The sequence below is a fragment of the Pedobacter sp. 10L46_2 genome (assembly GCF_056395165.1).
The window spans coordinates 53,047-69,887 of sequence record NZ_JBFTIZ010000002.1 but is presented as its reverse complement, the minus strand read 5'-3'; the positions used below and the strand labels follow the sequence as shown (position 1 = coordinate 69,887).

The window sequence follows — 16,841 nt, the reverse complement described above, 5'->3', positions numbered from 1 at the left end:
TCAGGTTCAGCGGCACTGGTTCAGAACCTTCGTCAATCGAAAAGAATTAAAGAAAAATAAAGATGCCTGTTCATGGGTTTGTTGGTTTAATCCCGCGGCTCTTTGGAACGCGCGGATGGATTTATATTTAGTTAACCTAAATTAAGCGCGCATCATTTTTTAGGCTGGTACAATTGTTTAAATTTATATGCAGGATGTTCAAAACGACAAAAACACGGTCTAAACGACCAAAAACAGCGATATCAACCATAATCCGGCGTAAATATTTAGAAAGAATAAATCTCATAATACATATTTACCACATTAAAATTCATCCCTCCTCGATTAGGCGGACATCTAAAGGTCTGGGAAAGTAAAAGAATTGATTACCAGATTAGTTTGCCGGAGCTGGTTGATCTGAAATATGAAAGTAATCAAAGTCGGCATACCCACCTGTCTGTTTTTCGGCATAATTAAACAGCGCAAACCGGTATCCCATAAAGTGCGGGATGGTATAAGCCATTTTTAATGAGCTTCCGATTTTCTTCCAATGCTTTCCATCAAGGCTATACCTAAAGCTGGCAAGGTCTCTCCTTTGGCTAAAATCACAATGTACGCTAAAATAGATGGTGTTTTGCTTGAGCGGAATCCGTTCATTTTCGATAGGCTCGCCGGTTCCAGCATCTATGATCACAATATATTTATCACCTCCTTCTACCCTCACACCAATCAGTCCGTACTTTTTTTGCAACAAACCCAACCCAGCAAAATCACCATCCTTCAGCTTAGATACATCAAGCAAGGTCACTGCTGTGGAAAAAGGGCCAGTTGTGCGTTGCGTTAATGTATTTCTGGCTGACAAAAAATCATGATCCAATCGTCCATTGGTCAATCTCAAATGGCCTTTTCTCTTTCTCAGCGACCAAAGCCGCGCGTCAGGGTTATGGTTCCATTGCCAGACAAGGGGCAAATCAGCTTCACTGGGTTTTCGGTTAAATTCATCAGAGGCGACAATACCCGGAATCAAACCCTTATCCGCTGGTAAATCCAGGGTGTCCGGAACTTTTCCGTCTATGCCCAGGATTGGCCATTCATTTTGCCACTTAACAGGAACTAAATAAGGAATACGGCCCACCGCACCGAAATCACGAAAAAGGTAAGCATACCAATCGCCATTTGGCATATCAATAAGCCCACCCTGAGCCACACCCAAATCCTGCAGGCCAATTTTCCCCTCATAAGGACCGGTTATCTTATCTGCTCTATGGATCACTACCGTTCGCATACCACCTCTTGGCCAAGTAATGTTAAACAGATAGTATTTACCCTTAACCTTAAACAATTGCGATCCTTCAGCCGGCAATCCAATCTTTTCCCCAGAAGGAAGACTGGCATTTTCTATAATAATACGTTCAGGAACAGCAGGATCAGGACCTGATAAATCAGGCTTCATTTCAACTAACCTGATCTTTCCTCCGCCATAAACCATATAAACTTTGCCGTCGTCATCAAAAAACAGGGAATGATCATGAAATCCTGGCTTAAAAGCCTTTACTTTCCAGGGACCTTTTTCTACATCCTTTGTACTATAGATATACGTTTTTCCGGTAGTCTGGGCAAATGTACTTACGTAGAAAACCCCATTATGATAACGCATACTGCTTGCCCAGGTTCCCTGACCGTAAGCCTGCTTACCGTTTTTTAGGTTGAGTTCATCTACGTCCGCGAGTGTATCATAGACATAATTTACAATACTCCAGTTTATCAAATCGCTGGACTTCATAATCGGAACGCCGGGGCTCATGTGCATTGTGGTGCTACTCATGTAGTATAAATCTCCTACACGCACCATAGACATATCGGGTACATCTGCAAAAATAATGGGATTTTGTGCCTTTAGCTGTTGAGCAAATACCGAGTGAAATAAACAATTTAATGTAGTTAAGATCACAAAGGCAATTATATTTCTCATCTTGTCAGGGTTATGTGTTTGGTAATTTTATACTAGAAAGAAGCGGTATCTACCGGTTTAAAAAGCATTTGAGAAAACATATACAATCCATTTTTCCAAACCTTAAAATCATGAAAGCCCGGTTCAATAAAATAGATGTGAGGTACTTGATTTTGGATAAGATAATCGTGGGTACGCTTACTGTAAATGATTAGATTATCACTTGCTCCGCAGGATATAAATAACAGTTTAAGCATTTCTTTTGCTTTGGCAGGATCAGGCACCAGGTCCTGAGGGACTCTGGTATTTGGTGCTGAGGAAAAACCACCAACCCATGCAAATTTTTGAAGATTCCCTAACCCAAAATTTAACGATTGCCCTCCGCCCATGGATAGTCCCGCAATTGCACGGTGCTCAGGGTCTTTATGTGTTCGGAACTTCTTTTCCACAAAGGGAATCAGATCGTTTAATAGATCTTTTTCGAAAGTTGAAAATGCATCAATCTTATCTTTGGACATGACGTTTCCAATTGCACGGTCATCTTTCATGGCGCGACCGTTAGGCATTACAACAATCATAGGCACTAATTTCCCTGCTGCATAAAGGTTATCTAGTATGACCTGTGGCTTCCCTCCATTTAACCATTCCCTTTCATCTCCACCAATCCCGTGGAGTAAATACAAAACAGGATACTTCTTGTTCTTTGTATAACCCGGAGGGGTGTAGGCTATCGCCTTTCTAATGGTGCCTACAGTTTCAGAGTAATAACTGATCGTGTCTATTTTACCATGTGGTATGTCCACATTTACAACGTCAAAACCAGGAGAAGCTGGCTCGACAATTTGTTGTGAAGAAACAGGCATGCTGAACAAGAACAACATCCCGGCAAGTAACATCTGCCTTATACTTAAGTGTCTATTCCATTTAATCATAATTGTTTTTTTTAGCGGTTTATTTCCTATGAACTATTTTTAAATTACTATTTTTTGAACTGTCATCTAGTAATGACAGCATTTTGGTAGCGTAGCGTTTACCCAACTCTCTATATCCAGCGGCGTTAAAATGTAATTTATCCGCAGCAGCCGTACATCCTTTTGACGAGATGACATATGAATTTAAAATGGTCTGAGGCAATTTTCCAATCGTGGTATTCATACCCGCACAAATACCCCCCTGATCAGCATGCACCATTTCTCCGACGAGTAATGGTATTGAGTTTTCTTTGAGGTTCAAATCTCTCAGCAAATTATCATAAACAGCTTTAACTTTCTCTACCCATAATGTGTCACCCGTATTAGACTCGCCCTGATGTAACAGAATCCCCTTTATTACCCCTTGTTTTTGGGCAATTTCTGCCAACTCAACTAAACGCCCATAGGGATTCCCTCCATATTGATTGATCATTCCGATCATCCACCCTGGAGCAGTAGCGCTATAAGATTTGTACCCTTCCTTATCAAATAATTCAATTTTGCACCCACCAACTGCAACATTAATCACTCCCACTTTTATATTCTTGGGAAGATTAGAAACCATCGTTTTTCCAAAATAATCAGCTGGCGTTAAACCCGTATTGCACCTGCTTAAAGGGGGCATTGCGGTATACCAGTTTCCCTTCCTTCTGTTAAGATCAAGGCAGTCCACTGCTTGCAATACTTTGAAACGATTACTTATGCTTATTGTATCCTGAGCTTCGAATTTGGCATTCCCCTCCATATTAGATTGACCAAAACACAGATAAATATGAAAATCCTTATCTTGTGCGTAGCTTTTATTTAAACTTAGCAGAAACATAATCAAAAAGAGACCAGCTACCCAGTGCATATGAGCAAAGACACATGGTTAAGCGTACCATAAAACTATATCATGCAGGCTCTTTTACAGGGAAGTTTTGGACATTATTGTAGCAGAAATGTTATAGCAATAAAATTTATGGTAGAAATACGGGCTGCGTTAATAAACCGGGATCAAACAATTAAGGTTTACAAGGATTTAACTTCTCCAACCAAGCCAACATCCGCTTTTCGCTTTAAATGGATATATTCAGAGGGCTGCATATTAAATTTGGCTTTAAAAGACTTTGCAAAATAGTTTGGTGTAGCAAAACCCACCATATAGGCAATTTGGGAAACATTCAAATCACTTTTTTCGAGTAACACAGTGGCCTTGTCCAGCTTAACAGACCTGATGTATTCCACCGGAGATTGTCCGGTTAATTCCAAAATTTTGTGGTATAAGGATCCCCTGCTCATACCAACATGTTTGCTAAGGTCTTCAACAGAAAGTTTAGGATTATTCAGATTTTCTTCAATGTACAAGGCAACCTTATTCAATAACCTGTCGCTATGCGATTCTATGATCAATTCGGGTGCCTGAACCTTGATCTGCTTGGTATAAGTTTCTTTGAGTGTCTTATTCAGTGCCAGGAGATTCTTAATTTTAGCATTAAGAATTTCAAAATTAAATGGCTTGGTCAAGTAGTCATTAGCACCTGTTTTCAGCCCTCTGATCTGTTCTTCTTCGCCAGTTAAGGCTGTCAGCAATATGATCGGGATGTGATTGGTTCTTTTATCTGACTTAACTTTATAGCACAACTCAATTCCATTCATGTAAGGCATATTGATGTCACTTACGATAACCTGAGGATGATGTGCCAAAGCCTGTTGCCACCCTTCCTGTCCGTTACTGGCCTCATAGATCCTATAAAAGGGCTTTAAACCGTCTTTAAGATAAAATCTAAAATCCTCGTTGTCCTCTACCAATAAAATTGAAGGGATTTCGATACTGACTTGGATTTCTTGCTTAGCGCCGGTGGCTTCCTGCCCGTTTTCGGATCGCGTTGGGCCCGAAAAATCCAACTCCAGTTCATCGTCAGCCATCGTTGTTGAAAAAGGAAGGTTAATGATAAAACTGCTTCCAAGCCCAGGTTCACTTTCAACAACTATATTCCCGCCATGCATTTTAATAAATTCCTTGGCAATGGACAAGCCAATGCCACTTCCCTGATTCAAAATGGAGGCTGTGGTATCGATTTGAAAAAACCGTTCAAATATTCTTTCTTTATTTTCCCCAGAGATGCCAATACCCGTATCGGAAACCCTGATCATAAGACAAGATTCAGTGCCGATGAGCGGATCGTTTTTTTCTAATTCCACGGATATTGTACCACCAACCGGAGTAAATTTAAATGCATTAGACAGGAGATTGAATAATACACGTTCTATTTTATCCTGATCAAAAGAGGTATAAATACAATTGAAGCGGCTCTTAAATAAAAGCTGAATCTGCTTCCGTTCACTAAGGTCATTAAAGGGTTCCAAAACTTCTTTGATAAAGGAAACCATATCTCCATCAGAAAGGTTTAACCTTAATTCCTGGTCTTCCATTTTCCGGAAATCCAGAATTTGATTAACCAGATTGAGCAAGCGTCGGGTATTTCGTTTGATCATATTTAAAGGGTCGGCAATTTCAGCAGCTCTCTTTTCCGTCAACAGTTTGTCAATAGGCCCGATAATTAGCGACAGCGGGGTACGGAACTCATGACTCAAGTTGGTGAGAAATTTGATCTTCAGTTTATCTAATTCGCGTAAGCGTTCGGCCTCCTTGCGTTCCTGTTCAATTAGCTGCTCTGCTTTCATTTTTTCCTGAATCACCGCAAATTTCAGTTTGAGCTTTTGAATTCCCCTGTGCCTGATATAAAGAAGAGTGCCTACAGCCAAGCAGAAGTACAAAACATATGCATACACGGTGCGCCAGAATGGTGGCAGTACATGTATTTTTATTGCGGTTTCGCCAGCGTTCCAAAGCCCATCGTTATTACTGGCTTTTACATGAAAGACATATTCACCCGGATCAAGATTAGTATAAGAAGCAGATTTAGAAGTCCCCCCATCGACCCATTCATTGTCAAAACCCTCTAAGCGGTACAAATATCTGTTCTGCTCAGGCGCGGTGTAGTTTAAACTTACATAGCTAAGGGTAAAATTTTGCTTATAATCCAGATAAATATCCTTTACAACTGAAATATGCTCCCTAATCGGACCATCTGCTGAGGCTACAACTGAGGCATTGGCTACTTTCAGATCCGTAAAAAGGACTGACGGCACGTTTTTATTTTTCTTAAAATACTGGGGGTTAAAATAATTAAAGCCATCGGCACCTCCAAAATAAATATCCCCGTCAGAAGAAATGAAGCCTGCTCCCAATACAAAATTATTGTTCTGTACACCATTGTAAATGGTGTAGTTGGTGAATTTATTCGTTTTACGGTCAAAGCTGCTAATTCCTTTATTTGTGCTGACCCATATTCGTCCCTGCTTATCCTCCACTATTGCATAAACAGTTGCATTGTTCAATCCATCCTTTTCAGAGAAAGTGATAAATTGATTCTTACTACGATCAAATAAGCTCAGGCCACCGCTAAAAGTTCCAACCCAGATATTCCCCAGGCGATCTTTCATTACAGACAAAGTAAGGTCATTGGGAAGCTTACTATTTGCCTTATTATGAACAACAAATTTGTTGCTGTCAGGATTATATACGGCAATTCCAGAGCCATAAGAGCCAATCCAGATCTGGCCACTGTTATCTTCTTCAATAAACCTGATAAAGTTATTTCCGGGATAATCGTGCTCATTTATGGCTCTCGGATTATTACAATATTTCACCAGCACTTCGTGGTCGGCACCTATCACATTAACCCCCCCGCCGTTCGTGCCCACCCAGATTTTGCCTTTCTGATCTTCCTTAACACAAAATATATCATTTGAATTCAGTGCATCCGGACGATCATGATGGGTAATCTGCTGAAATTTTCCGGTTTTTAAATCCATGATCACCAGGCCACTTGCATAGGTTGCGAGATACAATTGCTTAGACCTGGTTATTTCCATGTTCATGATCGAAATATTGCTTAGGGTAGCCCCGTTTAACAAAGGAAAATTAAACCTTCTAAATAGTTCGGTTTTTCGATTGAACAAATTAAGTCCCCCACCATCTGTTCCAACAAAAATCTCGTCATTGTTATATTCAGCAAATGAAGTAACGATAGAAGCATTTAATCCCTTCAAATTGAAAATATTACTTTGTTTTAATTGAAAAAGATTAAGATTGGTATCGTATTTATTGACCCCTCCCCGGTATGGTCCCAGCCAGTAAATACCTTGATTGTCTATATAAATGCAATTTATTGACCTCCCGGTAAGGCTGTATATATCCCTGGAATCTGCATTGTACCTTTTAAAAATCCCAGTTTTGATATCGAGAATACTTAAACCATCATCCGTCCCAACCCAAAGCTGACCAGTACTGTTCGCCGCTAGACTCATCACAATATTATTGCTTAATGTATTTACATCCTTGCTGTTATGTCTGAAGTTTTTAAATCCTTTTCCGTCTGGTTGTAGACGGCTGAGGCCATTTTTTGTGGCAAACCATAAATTTCCGGTGGGATCTTCTGTAATCGACGACACATAGTTGTCACTTAGACTTGAAGAATCCGAAGTGTCGTTTTTAAAATATTTAAATGAGTTACTTTGTCTTTCGTATAAATAAAGTCCATTGTCAGATCCGATCCACATTCTGTGTTTACTGTCTTCATAAAGACAGTTGAGCACGATAGAAGGAACTGGTTGCCGGAGGCGGGGGTTGATCGCTAACTTCGTAACTTTTTTAGTCTTTGGATCAAGAACATCTAAACCACCATAACTAGCGACCCATACTTTCCCCTTATAATCGCTATAAATTGCACGTACATTGTCGTGACTCAGGCCTTCAGGTGTATTTGCTGGAAAAGTGATAAAGGAATTTTTCTTCCTGTCATATAAACTCAGGGAACCTCCGGAACTTCCGATCCATAGGTTTCCTGATTTGTCTTCATGCAATGCCCGGACATCATTTGCTTGTATTCCAGAGGAATCATCAGACTTATATTTGTAAACAATGAAGTTGGTCCCATCAAATTTATTCAATCCGTCCTCGGTCGCAAACCACATCAATCCGTATCGGTCTTTTAAAATTGCATTGACCATATTGGATGAGAGTCCATCTTTTGTTTTCAATGCAGTAAAGTTCACTTTTTGCCGTTGTGCATATCCTGCTGAGAATGTCAAAAGCAAAAAGAAGAAACAAAAACAAAATTTCTTAAAAATAGCCTGGTTCAACATGGTCTTTGGTTACCTAAATTTATTTAAATAAGTATACCAGACAGCATAAATTTGGATCCGCTCCAAATTAAATAACTGTTAAGCGCTATAATTCCGATTGATATTTATCCTTCAGCGGAAATGGTTACAAGTGGTATATTTGGTTTCGTTAACGAAAGTAACAACAATATAGACATCCAATGGCAACAAATGTCTTTTTTTTGGCTACAAAAGTTTAAAATAGTGCGCTGGAAATTGAATCATTTAAAGTTTATAACTTCAGCGTAGGCTTTTTTTCGTTGAAGTTTCTGATCAAATAATAAGGGATAGTTCTTCCTACCCTGTACCGGATAATAGTCAAGCCAACTGTACCGGTCTGAAACATTCCAGAACGTCACACTGGTAATGTGCTTCTTGTATTCCCTAAAGATTCGGAAAATTTTGGCGTACTGATCAGCTTGTTTTTGTTCCAGCTCTGGGGTCAAATACTCAGTTTCTCCCTCCCTTTTTTGTCTTTTATGTTTTTCCCATGGATAAATTGACATGTCGAGTTCTGTAAAATGGATTTGTAAACCTAAAGATGAATACAATTCAATTGCCTCACGCAATTCTTTTTCAGATGGCTCAAAAATTGACCAGTGGGCTTGCAACCCTACCCCATGAATAGGAACTTTTTGCGCAATCAGCTTTTTGAGCAGCCGATAAATTTTATCGCGTTTAACCGGTCGCTCTGTATTGTAGTCATTGTAAAAAAGTAAAGCATCCGGATCAGCAGCATGAGCATATTCAAATGCCTTTGTTATATATTCTTCACCACATATCTTATACCACAGGGAATTTCTGATAAACTCGTCATCAGCATCGCCTATTGCTTCATTGACAACATCCCATGCGTAAATCTTTCCCTTATATCTTTTCACCACTGTAGTGATGTGCTCTTTAAGGCGCTTAAGGAGCACATCCTTTGTAACAAGATGACCCTCTTTGTCCTTAAACATCCAATCGGCAACTTGCTCATGCCAGCATAAATTATGTCCGCGAATCTTTAGCCCGTGATTTTGAGCAAAGTTGACTATGGAATCTGCATCACGCCAGAAATAAAAATCCTCATGAGGATGTATGGCTTCCATTTTCATCGCATTCTCTGGGGTGATGCTGTTAAATTCTTGTAAAAGAAGTTTCGCTTCATCGCCCGATAGAGTTTTGCGGCTCACAGCAACACCGATAGGAAAGTAATCTTTGTAGTAATCCCTAAGTCCTTTAATAGTCAAAGGCTTTTGACCAAATGTCCCGCAACTTATCGAGACTCCCAGAATAAGGAGGACCAATGCCAGTGTCTCTGTCTTTAATTTATATATTTTCATGTGATTTAAAATAGGTGCCAATGGCTATTGAGGTCTCTCTGCGAGTTTTTGTAGTCTACCAGAAAACGGCTAATCATTTTCTGTCGATGGATGCTTAAATAAAGCCATAGTTGTTTTTATAAATCCATATTTAAGGTTCCTAATCAATTAGCTACTTTTTAAAGGTACTGTCATTCCCGCTATAGTCAAACCACTTATAGATGGCCTTATTGTCGGTGATTTGCCCATCAGCTGTAGCATACATACCATATAATACACCAACAAAGCCCTTTGCAACGGCCGTACTTAAATACTTACCGTCAATTTTATCGGCTAAGGGTTTCCATTCATTTTCTTTCAAAGCATACCAAAACGAGTAAACATCGCGTTCGGAATTCACTTTAAAATATGCAGTCTTTTGAAAAGACGGTAGGGCAACCTGCTTTAACAAATCCATTTTATCAGTGGTGGGATTACCTTTGAACAATTGAATTACATCTTTACCATTATCGTGGGATTTGCACATAAAGTAGAAGTGGTTTTCATTTTGAAAAATCACTATTCCAGCTTTTTCATTGGCCAGTTTAGTGGAAAAATTCATTTCGGTTGAGGCCGAACTTGACAAGTGTTGCTGTCTTCTTCCAATAAAAGCAGGATTTCCTTTTTCTAAAATTGTCTGAGGAAGCAGCTTAATCGTAAGTGCATTTTTATTTTCTTTAAAATTATACCATGAGGGATTGTGTGTTCGTAAAAATAAAAACTCGGTATTAAGGGTATCTTTAAATGGAACTCTAAAGTTAAAGTTTCCGGTAACCGGCAATTGATTGTTTTGCTTATCTTCTTTCCAGTTCACTTTATATTCATATTGCACTTCTTCATGGTCTGGATTTATAATTGGCCAATCGGCTATCCATTTTACAGGGGCTATAAACGTTTCCCGGCCAGTATTATAAAAGTCTCCTTCATAGGGACGCACGCCTAAAAAAACAGCGTAGGTATTCCCATCTGGTCCTTCTACCAAATCTGCATGACCAACTGATGATATAGGATTTTTCCGCTTAGGATCCAGATGCCTTTGAGTCAAAATAGGATTCTTTTCATAGGGTATGAAAGGACCCCGGACATCTTTACTCCTGAAAATTACCTCTGAATGGTTCACACTGGTTCCGCCTTCCGCAGCCATTAAATAATAGTATCCGTTTCTTTTGTAGATGTGGGGGGCTTCGATCCAAACTGGTTTTTTACTGATGTCAACGCCACCATTTACCAAGATTCTTTCACTTCCCAGGGGTTTCAAAGTAGCAAGATCCAGTTCGTAGATCTTCACCGTTCTGTGCCCGCTGTACAATGACTTATATTCAGGGGGATCGCTGTTGTATATGATAAAGACCTTGTCATCTTCAAAATATAAAGAAGGGTCAATCCCCCTCACCTCTTTAAGGTAAATTGGGTCACTCCAGGGCCCCGCTGGGTTTTTAGCTGTGATTATAAAATTGCCTCCCTTATCAATATTGGTACAGGTAATATAAAAGATCCCTTTATAATAATTTATTGCTGGTGCAAACAAACCTCTGGAAACCTGCTGACCCATAAAATCCATTTGTGACGGCCGATCGATTGCGCTGGTAATTTGCTTCCAGCTTTTAAGATCCTTACTATGAAATACCGGAATCCCTGGAAAATAAACAAAAGTCGAGGTGACCATATAATAATCCGTTCCGACTTTACATATTGCCGGATCTGGATAAAATCCTGGAAGAATTGGATTTTCTAAAGTCATTTGTGCCCTGGCATCCGAAAACAATGTTATCAGTACGATTAAATAAGAGAGGATAATGTATTTTTTTTGCATATATGATAAATTAATAAGCCAAAACTAGCTCAATAAAAAAAAGAACGTGGCCTCATTTGTTGAATTTAAGGCTATAAATGTTTGCATTGTGCTATGACATTTCTTCAATCTTTATGTTTTTCTCCCACCTGATCACGGGACACCACTCCAAGCAAATTAGACATTTTTCATAAAAGATTGTAGCAAAGGACTGCAACAAGTAATAAACCTCAAAAATCTGTTTTGTAAAAAAAGTTCAGTCACGAGATTATTGCCTTCCCTATTTATGACGTGCCCAGACTTTCCCATTGGTATAAAGGCAGGGTTTTAGGAGATGCTGCACATGGCATTTCTCAGCATATTGGGCAGTGAGCATCGTTAGCATTGGAAGACACGGTTGTAGTTGCCGGTTTGTTCAAACTACATAAAGACTACAGTACCGCGTTTCAGGCTTTTCAGTCAGAGCGCCAGCCCTGAGTAGAAAAAAAGTAATAAAAGTACCAGAAAAGTAGGTGATACAGCTTGACTGGATTTATGGTTGGACTTACTCACATAAAAAATCCTTAACATAGTTCGTCCTGCTATAGCTTGTCATTAGGTCTTATCCGTCTATAACTTTACAGTTGGTCTGATACGGGTTTCGCTTTAAATTAAAAAAGCCTCTCAGAATTAACTGAAAGGCTTTCTAAGGGTGGAGAATAGCGGAGTCGAACCGCTGACCTCTTGCCTGCCAGGCAAGCGCTCTAGCCAGCTGAGCTAATCCCCCTTGGCTAATAATAGTTCGAAAACTACCAGAGTGGGGCAAAAGTAATTAATTTTAGAAACCTTACAAATTAAATAACGAAATAGATGAATTAAAATCAGATAAGCAGAGTCTGGATATAGTTTTGAAAACTAAAAGAACAGCCTCTAATAGAATAAGCTTTTATAAATATTAAATTTTGTTCCTATTTTAGCAACACACACAAATAGAACAATATTTTTATGCGCCTTTCCTTATTTCTACTCGCTGCATTAAGCCTATTTTGCACCGCCGGTATTGCCCAAACCATACAACAAAACAGCGGTTGGTTATTCTTAATGAACACTACTAAAATAAATAATAAATGGGGTGCCCATCTTGATGTTCAACTAAGAACGGCTGACAACTGGGACCAGCTAAGAAATTTCATGTTCAGGCCCGGCTTAACCTACTATATTAATAATAAAAATGAAGTGACATTAGGTTATTTGTTAAATGAAACTCACACCCAGTTAATCGGCACCAATGATAACAAGTTGACTGAGCATAGGATATGGCAGCAATATATTTATAAACATAAAATCAGCAAAATTCTTACCAGTCACAGGTTTAGAACAGAGCAACGTTTTATAGAAAGAAACGGAACAGATGATCTTTTTTCACAACGCTTCAGGTATTTTTTAAGATTTATTGTGCCACTAAAAAAAGGTCAACAGGATTTTGAAAAAGGACCATTTGTAGCCTTACAAAATGAGGTGTTTCTAAACCTTCAAAATAAAGACGAACTAAACGGCCATGTATTTGATCAAAATCGTGCCTACGCCGCAGCGGGATATAGATTAAGTAAAAAGGTGGATATTGAAGCTGGCTATCTTAATCAAACTTCTAAGGGGCTAAACTCCTCTACAATGAACAACGTAATTCAACTAGCTCTTTACACAAGGTTTTAGACATTAATTCGTTTATTAGACATATAAAATTTAAAAAGATAAAGATGAAGAAGACATTTCTATTTGCCGCCTTATTTTGTACCATTGGGTCCAATGCAATTTCTAAAAATAATAATTCAGTCTTCCCTCCTTTTGCTAAGATAGATGCCTCTTCTTTTGACGAAAGAAATGTAAAAAACTTTACCGGTGTTGCCGCAGGTGGGCCTATTAATGTGGTGATTAAAATGGGCAGTACCGAAAGCTTAAAATTTGAGGGGGATGCAGAGGCAATTTCTACATTAATAAGTGAAGTTAAGGGCAACATCCTGGTAATTCGCCCAAAGAACAGCTGGACAAGCTGGGCAAAAAAATATGAAGGTAAAACAATTACTGCATATGTAACGGCAAAAGACATCACAAGTTTAACCATGAGCGGAAATGGAAGCATAATTGTATCAGGCGCATTAACCAGTGGAGAATTTACATCCACGTTAAGTGGTTCTGGCAGCATAAAAGCCAATATTGATGTAGATAAGCTAACGGGCGTCATCAGCGGTTCTGGCAACCTAAACATAAGCGGTAAAACAGATGCAGCACAAATTACCATCAGTGGATCAGGAAATTTAAATGGGAAAACCCTAGTAACCAATAGACTATCAACAAGGATTAGTGGATCAGGTACTGTTAGCATTAAAACGGATGGCACCATTAAAGCATTTATTAGTGGTTCTGGTAATGTTTATTACAGTGGAAATCCTACAATAGAAAAAACCGTGATTGGATCTGGCGGAGTAAGCGAACTGTAATGAAGCAAATCTTATCAGTTTTTATTCTTCTTTTTCTATTTTCCCCGTCAAGGGGGCAGGATTTAGCTCATTTTGCTGATAGTATAAGGGTTAAAAATGAAATACCCGAGCTAAGTTACGCTGCTTTTACGGCCGACAGCGTACTAGTGAAAAACGTATTGGGCTTTAGAAGATCTGATGTTCAAAATAATGAAACAAAAGCCAACACTGATGATTATTTTCATTTGGGGTCAAATACAAAAGCAATAACAGGTTTTATTGCGGGTTATCTGGTAGAAAACAAAAAGATTAGCTGGGCCACAAAGTTTTTCACTTTATTCCCGGAATGGAAAAAAGATGCTAACCCTGCATTTTATGAAATCACGTTGCTCGACTTATTATCGCACAGAGCGTTCATTAAACCCTATAACAGCGGGACAGAGTTTCAATCGTTACCCAAATTTACCGGCACCAAAGATGAGCAGCGTAAAATGTTTGTAAAATACCTGATCAATAATGACGCGCTGGAAAAAAATAATGAAACCTATAATTATTCTAATGCTGGCTACAGTGTTGCCACTGCCATGCTTGAAAAAGCTAGCGGAAAAACATGGGAACGGCTACTAGATGAAGTCCTTTCAAAAAAACTTCATTTAAACTATAAATTGGGATGGCCTAACAGAACTGATGTAAATCAGCCTTGGGGGCATTGGATTGAGAACAACAAGTTAACTCCCCTATCTCCTCATACAGATTACAATTTAAATCTTATTGAACCAGCTGGAGACATCAGTATGCCTATCAGCGATTATATTAAATTTGTTCAGCTAAACTTGTCGGGATTAAGGGGTAAGAATAATCTTTTAAAGTCAGAGACTTATAATTACCTGCATTATGGATTAAAGGATTATGCTATAGGATGGCTTAATGTAAATAAACCCGACAAGCATTCATCTGAACACGCGGGTTCTGCGGGTACATTTTACTGTTATACTTTGATTAACAAGGATAAAAATGTAGCTTATATCATTATGGCCAACTCTTCAACTGAGAATGCTTTAGATGGAATATTTAAGCTTCTGGAAAAACTGATAAAAACAGTTGAAAAAGTGAAATGAAGATAAAAGGGCAGAAATTAGACTATTATAAGGAATTAAAGTTTGCTATACGTTCCTGAACAATTTGCAACTTCACTTTTAATTCCTCGGGCTGAAATGGCTTGCTTAAGTAATCATCCATTTTGCACTCTTCTATTTTCTCTCTTACCTCATCGGAGGCTGAGGCTGTAAGTGCAATGATATGAACATTTGATTTAGTGGAATCAGCAATTTCTCTAATCATTTTAGTTGCATTATACCCATCCATCACAGGCATATTTAAATCCATTAGGATTACATCGAAATAGTTTTCATTAGCTAATCTAAATGCCTCTTCACCATTTTCAGCGATTACAATTTGAGCATTCCAGGTGGACAACAGCTTTTTCATGAACAAGATATTCATTGCATTATCCTCGGCGAGAAGGATTTTTAGCTGATCAATATTTACCTCTTTTTGCTTAATTTCTTTAACTGTAGTAGTAGTTAGCTCCGTTGTTGCATATTTAATATCAAAATAAAAGCGGGTTCCTTTACCCACCTCACTATCTATCATTATTTTACTACCCATTTGCTCTAACAAATGCTTTACAATGGAAAGGCCTAATCCTGTACCTCCAAAATTTCTGGTAATACTTTTTGATGCCTGTAAGAAAGGTTCGAAAATTATTTTTTGCTTTTCAGGACTGATGCCCATACCTGTATCTTTAACTGAAAACCTAATAACAATACCATCCTGATTTTTCCTTCTTATTATGGCACGTACCTCCACCATCCCCTTTTGGGTAAACTTAATGGCATTACTTACTAGATTAAAGATAATCTGGACAAGCCTTGTTGGGTCCCCAATTACTTGTTGCTTTCCAATTTGGGTATCTATTTGAACATGATAATTTAATCTCTTTTCTCCAGCCTTTGCTCCGAACCCTGCGCAGGCATTTCGAATCAGAGTTGAGATATCAAAAGGAATCGATTCCAATTCTATTTTCCCTGAGTCTATTTTATTAAAATCTAAAATATTGTTTATCAACGACAGCAAACTCTCGGCAGAGAACTTAAGCACATCCAGATTTTCTTTTTGCTCTTTATTTGGTTTATCATTTAGTAAAACGTTTGACATTCCAATCACAGAATTCAGGGGCGTTCTTAGCTCATGTGACATCGTTGAAAGAAAATCTGTTTTAGACTTAACAGTAAGCTGTAGTTCTTCATTAAGTATCTTTTTCTCATTTAGTGTACCATAGAGGACGGTATAAAAGTAGTAGTGAGATGCTGCTATGGCAATGAAATTAATTCCTATTATGAGTATGGCAATGGTATGATTATCATATTGACTATTAAGAACCGTAAAGTCGCTTCCACGATTAATAAGTGCTAAACACATCGATACGGTAAATATTGAACAGTAAAGGATACCCCACCGGCGACCAAGTCCATAAAAGCTAAAGGTCATTGCCATAAAAATATGCTGCATTATTGGAATGCTTATTTTATGAAAAAATAAATGCCTCATGACATAGCTGGTAATTGCTATTAACGCAACGTGTATTAATATTTTTACAATATCTGGTCTGGAGAGTAATAGTTTAATTACCACAATTGAGACGAGAAATGAAATTGAATCGCCAATAAGTTTATCGTAGCTATGACTAATTAAATGATCGGTAACTGATAGTGCAAGTTTTGGGAAATTTAACAGAAAAACAATGAATAATACCGTTATTTTGGCTCTTTCAATAGGATCCGAGACGTTCAGCAACGTTCTTTTGAGGGACCAGTTAAATATAGATAAATCGTTCACTATTAGGCGCTAATAAGATTCTAAAGATACCTATTTTAATGGAATAACCATATCACCCCGCCCGAGTAGAGTATCGGTGGTGAGTAGGAGGCCCGATGTAAGCCCGCAGCTCCGTTAAAAAAGGCTCGTCTTGTAAAGTGGATCATACAGTAAATTGAACTGGTTAGGCCCCCTAATTGGTGGATGCGATAAATATACTAACAATTATCCTTGGAGATAATAATTTTCATTATTTTAGAC

The 16,841-nt window shown here is 38.5% G+C and carries 10 protein-coding genes and 1 tRNA gene; 3 read left to right on the top strand and 8 right to left on the bottom strand.

The window, feature by feature from the left end:
- Positions 1-373 precede the first annotated feature (373 nt).
- From AC1DDX_RS00635 to AC1DDX_RS00605, 7 genes are all read right to left on the bottom strand, one after another.
- The gene (locus AC1DDX_RS00635) at positions 374-1,951 is read right to left on the bottom strand and encodes a glycoside hydrolase family 43 protein (RefSeq protein WP_288882461.1); all 1,578 of its coding nucleotides are present in this window, start codon (positions 1,949-1,951) and stop codon (positions 374-376) included.
- Between the two features lie 32 nt (positions 1,952-1,983).
- Positions 1,984-2,862: an alpha/beta hydrolase gene (locus tag AC1DDX_RS00630; RefSeq protein WP_337717641.1), complete on the bottom strand. Its 879-nt coding sequence runs from the start codon at positions 2,860-2,862 to the stop codon at positions 1,984-1,986.
- A 19-nt stretch (positions 2,863-2,881) separates the two neighbouring features.
- Positions 2,882-3,724, bottom strand: a complete 843-nt coding sequence (locus AC1DDX_RS00625) for a sialate O-acetylesterase (protein WP_477621705.1) — start codon at positions 3,722-3,724, stop codon at positions 2,882-2,884.
- A 188-nt stretch (positions 3,725-3,912) separates the two neighbouring features.
- On the bottom strand, positions 3,913-7,989 hold the full coding sequence (locus AC1DDX_RS00620; RefSeq protein ID WP_448103326.1) for a hybrid sensor histidine kinase/response regulator transcription factor: 4,077 nt from the start codon (positions 7,987-7,989) through the stop codon (positions 3,913-3,915).
- A gap of 344 nt (positions 7,990-8,333) precedes the next feature.
- Positions 8,334-9,437 carry an endo-1,4-beta-xylanase gene (locus tag AC1DDX_RS00615; RefSeq protein WP_172659103.1) on the bottom strand — a complete coding sequence of 368 codons (1,104 nt, stop codon included), beginning with the start codon at positions 9,435-9,437 and terminating at the stop codon, positions 8,334-8,336.
- 151 nt (positions 9,438-9,588) lie between these two features.
- Positions 9,589-11,268 carry a glycoside hydrolase family 43 protein gene (locus AC1DDX_RS00610; protein ID WP_337717635.1) on the bottom strand — a complete coding sequence of 560 codons (1,680 nt, stop codon included), beginning with the start codon at positions 11,266-11,268 and terminating at the stop codon, positions 9,589-9,591.
- A 671-nt stretch (positions 11,269-11,939) separates the two neighbouring features.
- Positions 11,940-12,013, bottom strand: a tRNA-Ala gene (locus AC1DDX_RS00605).
- Between the two features lie 218 nt (positions 12,014-12,231).
- On the opposite strand from AC1DDX_RS00605, the gene AC1DDX_RS00600 reads away from it, so the two are divergent.
- From AC1DDX_RS00600 to AC1DDX_RS00590, 3 genes are read left to right on the top strand one after another with little or no spacing between them, the layout of a single operon-like run.
- Positions 12,232-12,939 carry a DUF2490 domain-containing protein gene (locus tag AC1DDX_RS00600; protein ID WP_172659069.1) on the top strand — a complete coding sequence of 236 codons (708 nt, stop codon included), beginning with the start codon at positions 12,232-12,234 and terminating at the stop codon, positions 12,937-12,939.
- Between the two features lie 44 nt (positions 12,940-12,983).
- Positions 12,984-13,724, top strand: coding sequence for a head GIN domain-containing protein (locus AC1DDX_RS00595; RefSeq protein ID WP_172659068.1), 741 nt, complete (start codon positions 12,984-12,986; stop codon positions 13,722-13,724).
- Positions 13,724-14,821 carry a serine hydrolase domain-containing protein gene (locus AC1DDX_RS00590; RefSeq protein ID WP_172659067.1) on the top strand — a complete coding sequence of 366 codons (1,098 nt, stop codon included), beginning with the start codon at positions 13,724-13,726 and terminating at the stop codon, positions 14,819-14,821. Before AC1DDX_RS00595 ends, AC1DDX_RS00590 begins: the two co-directional genes overlap by 1 nt.
- 25 nt (positions 14,822-14,846) lie before the next feature.
- Here the strand turns inward: AC1DDX_RS00590 and AC1DDX_RS00585 are convergent, their stop codons facing one another.
- Positions 14,847-16,601: an ATP-binding protein gene (locus AC1DDX_RS00585; protein WP_337717489.1), complete on the bottom strand. Its 1,755-nt coding sequence runs from the start codon at positions 16,599-16,601 to the stop codon at positions 14,847-14,849.
- Positions 16,602-16,841: the final 240 nt, after the last annotated feature.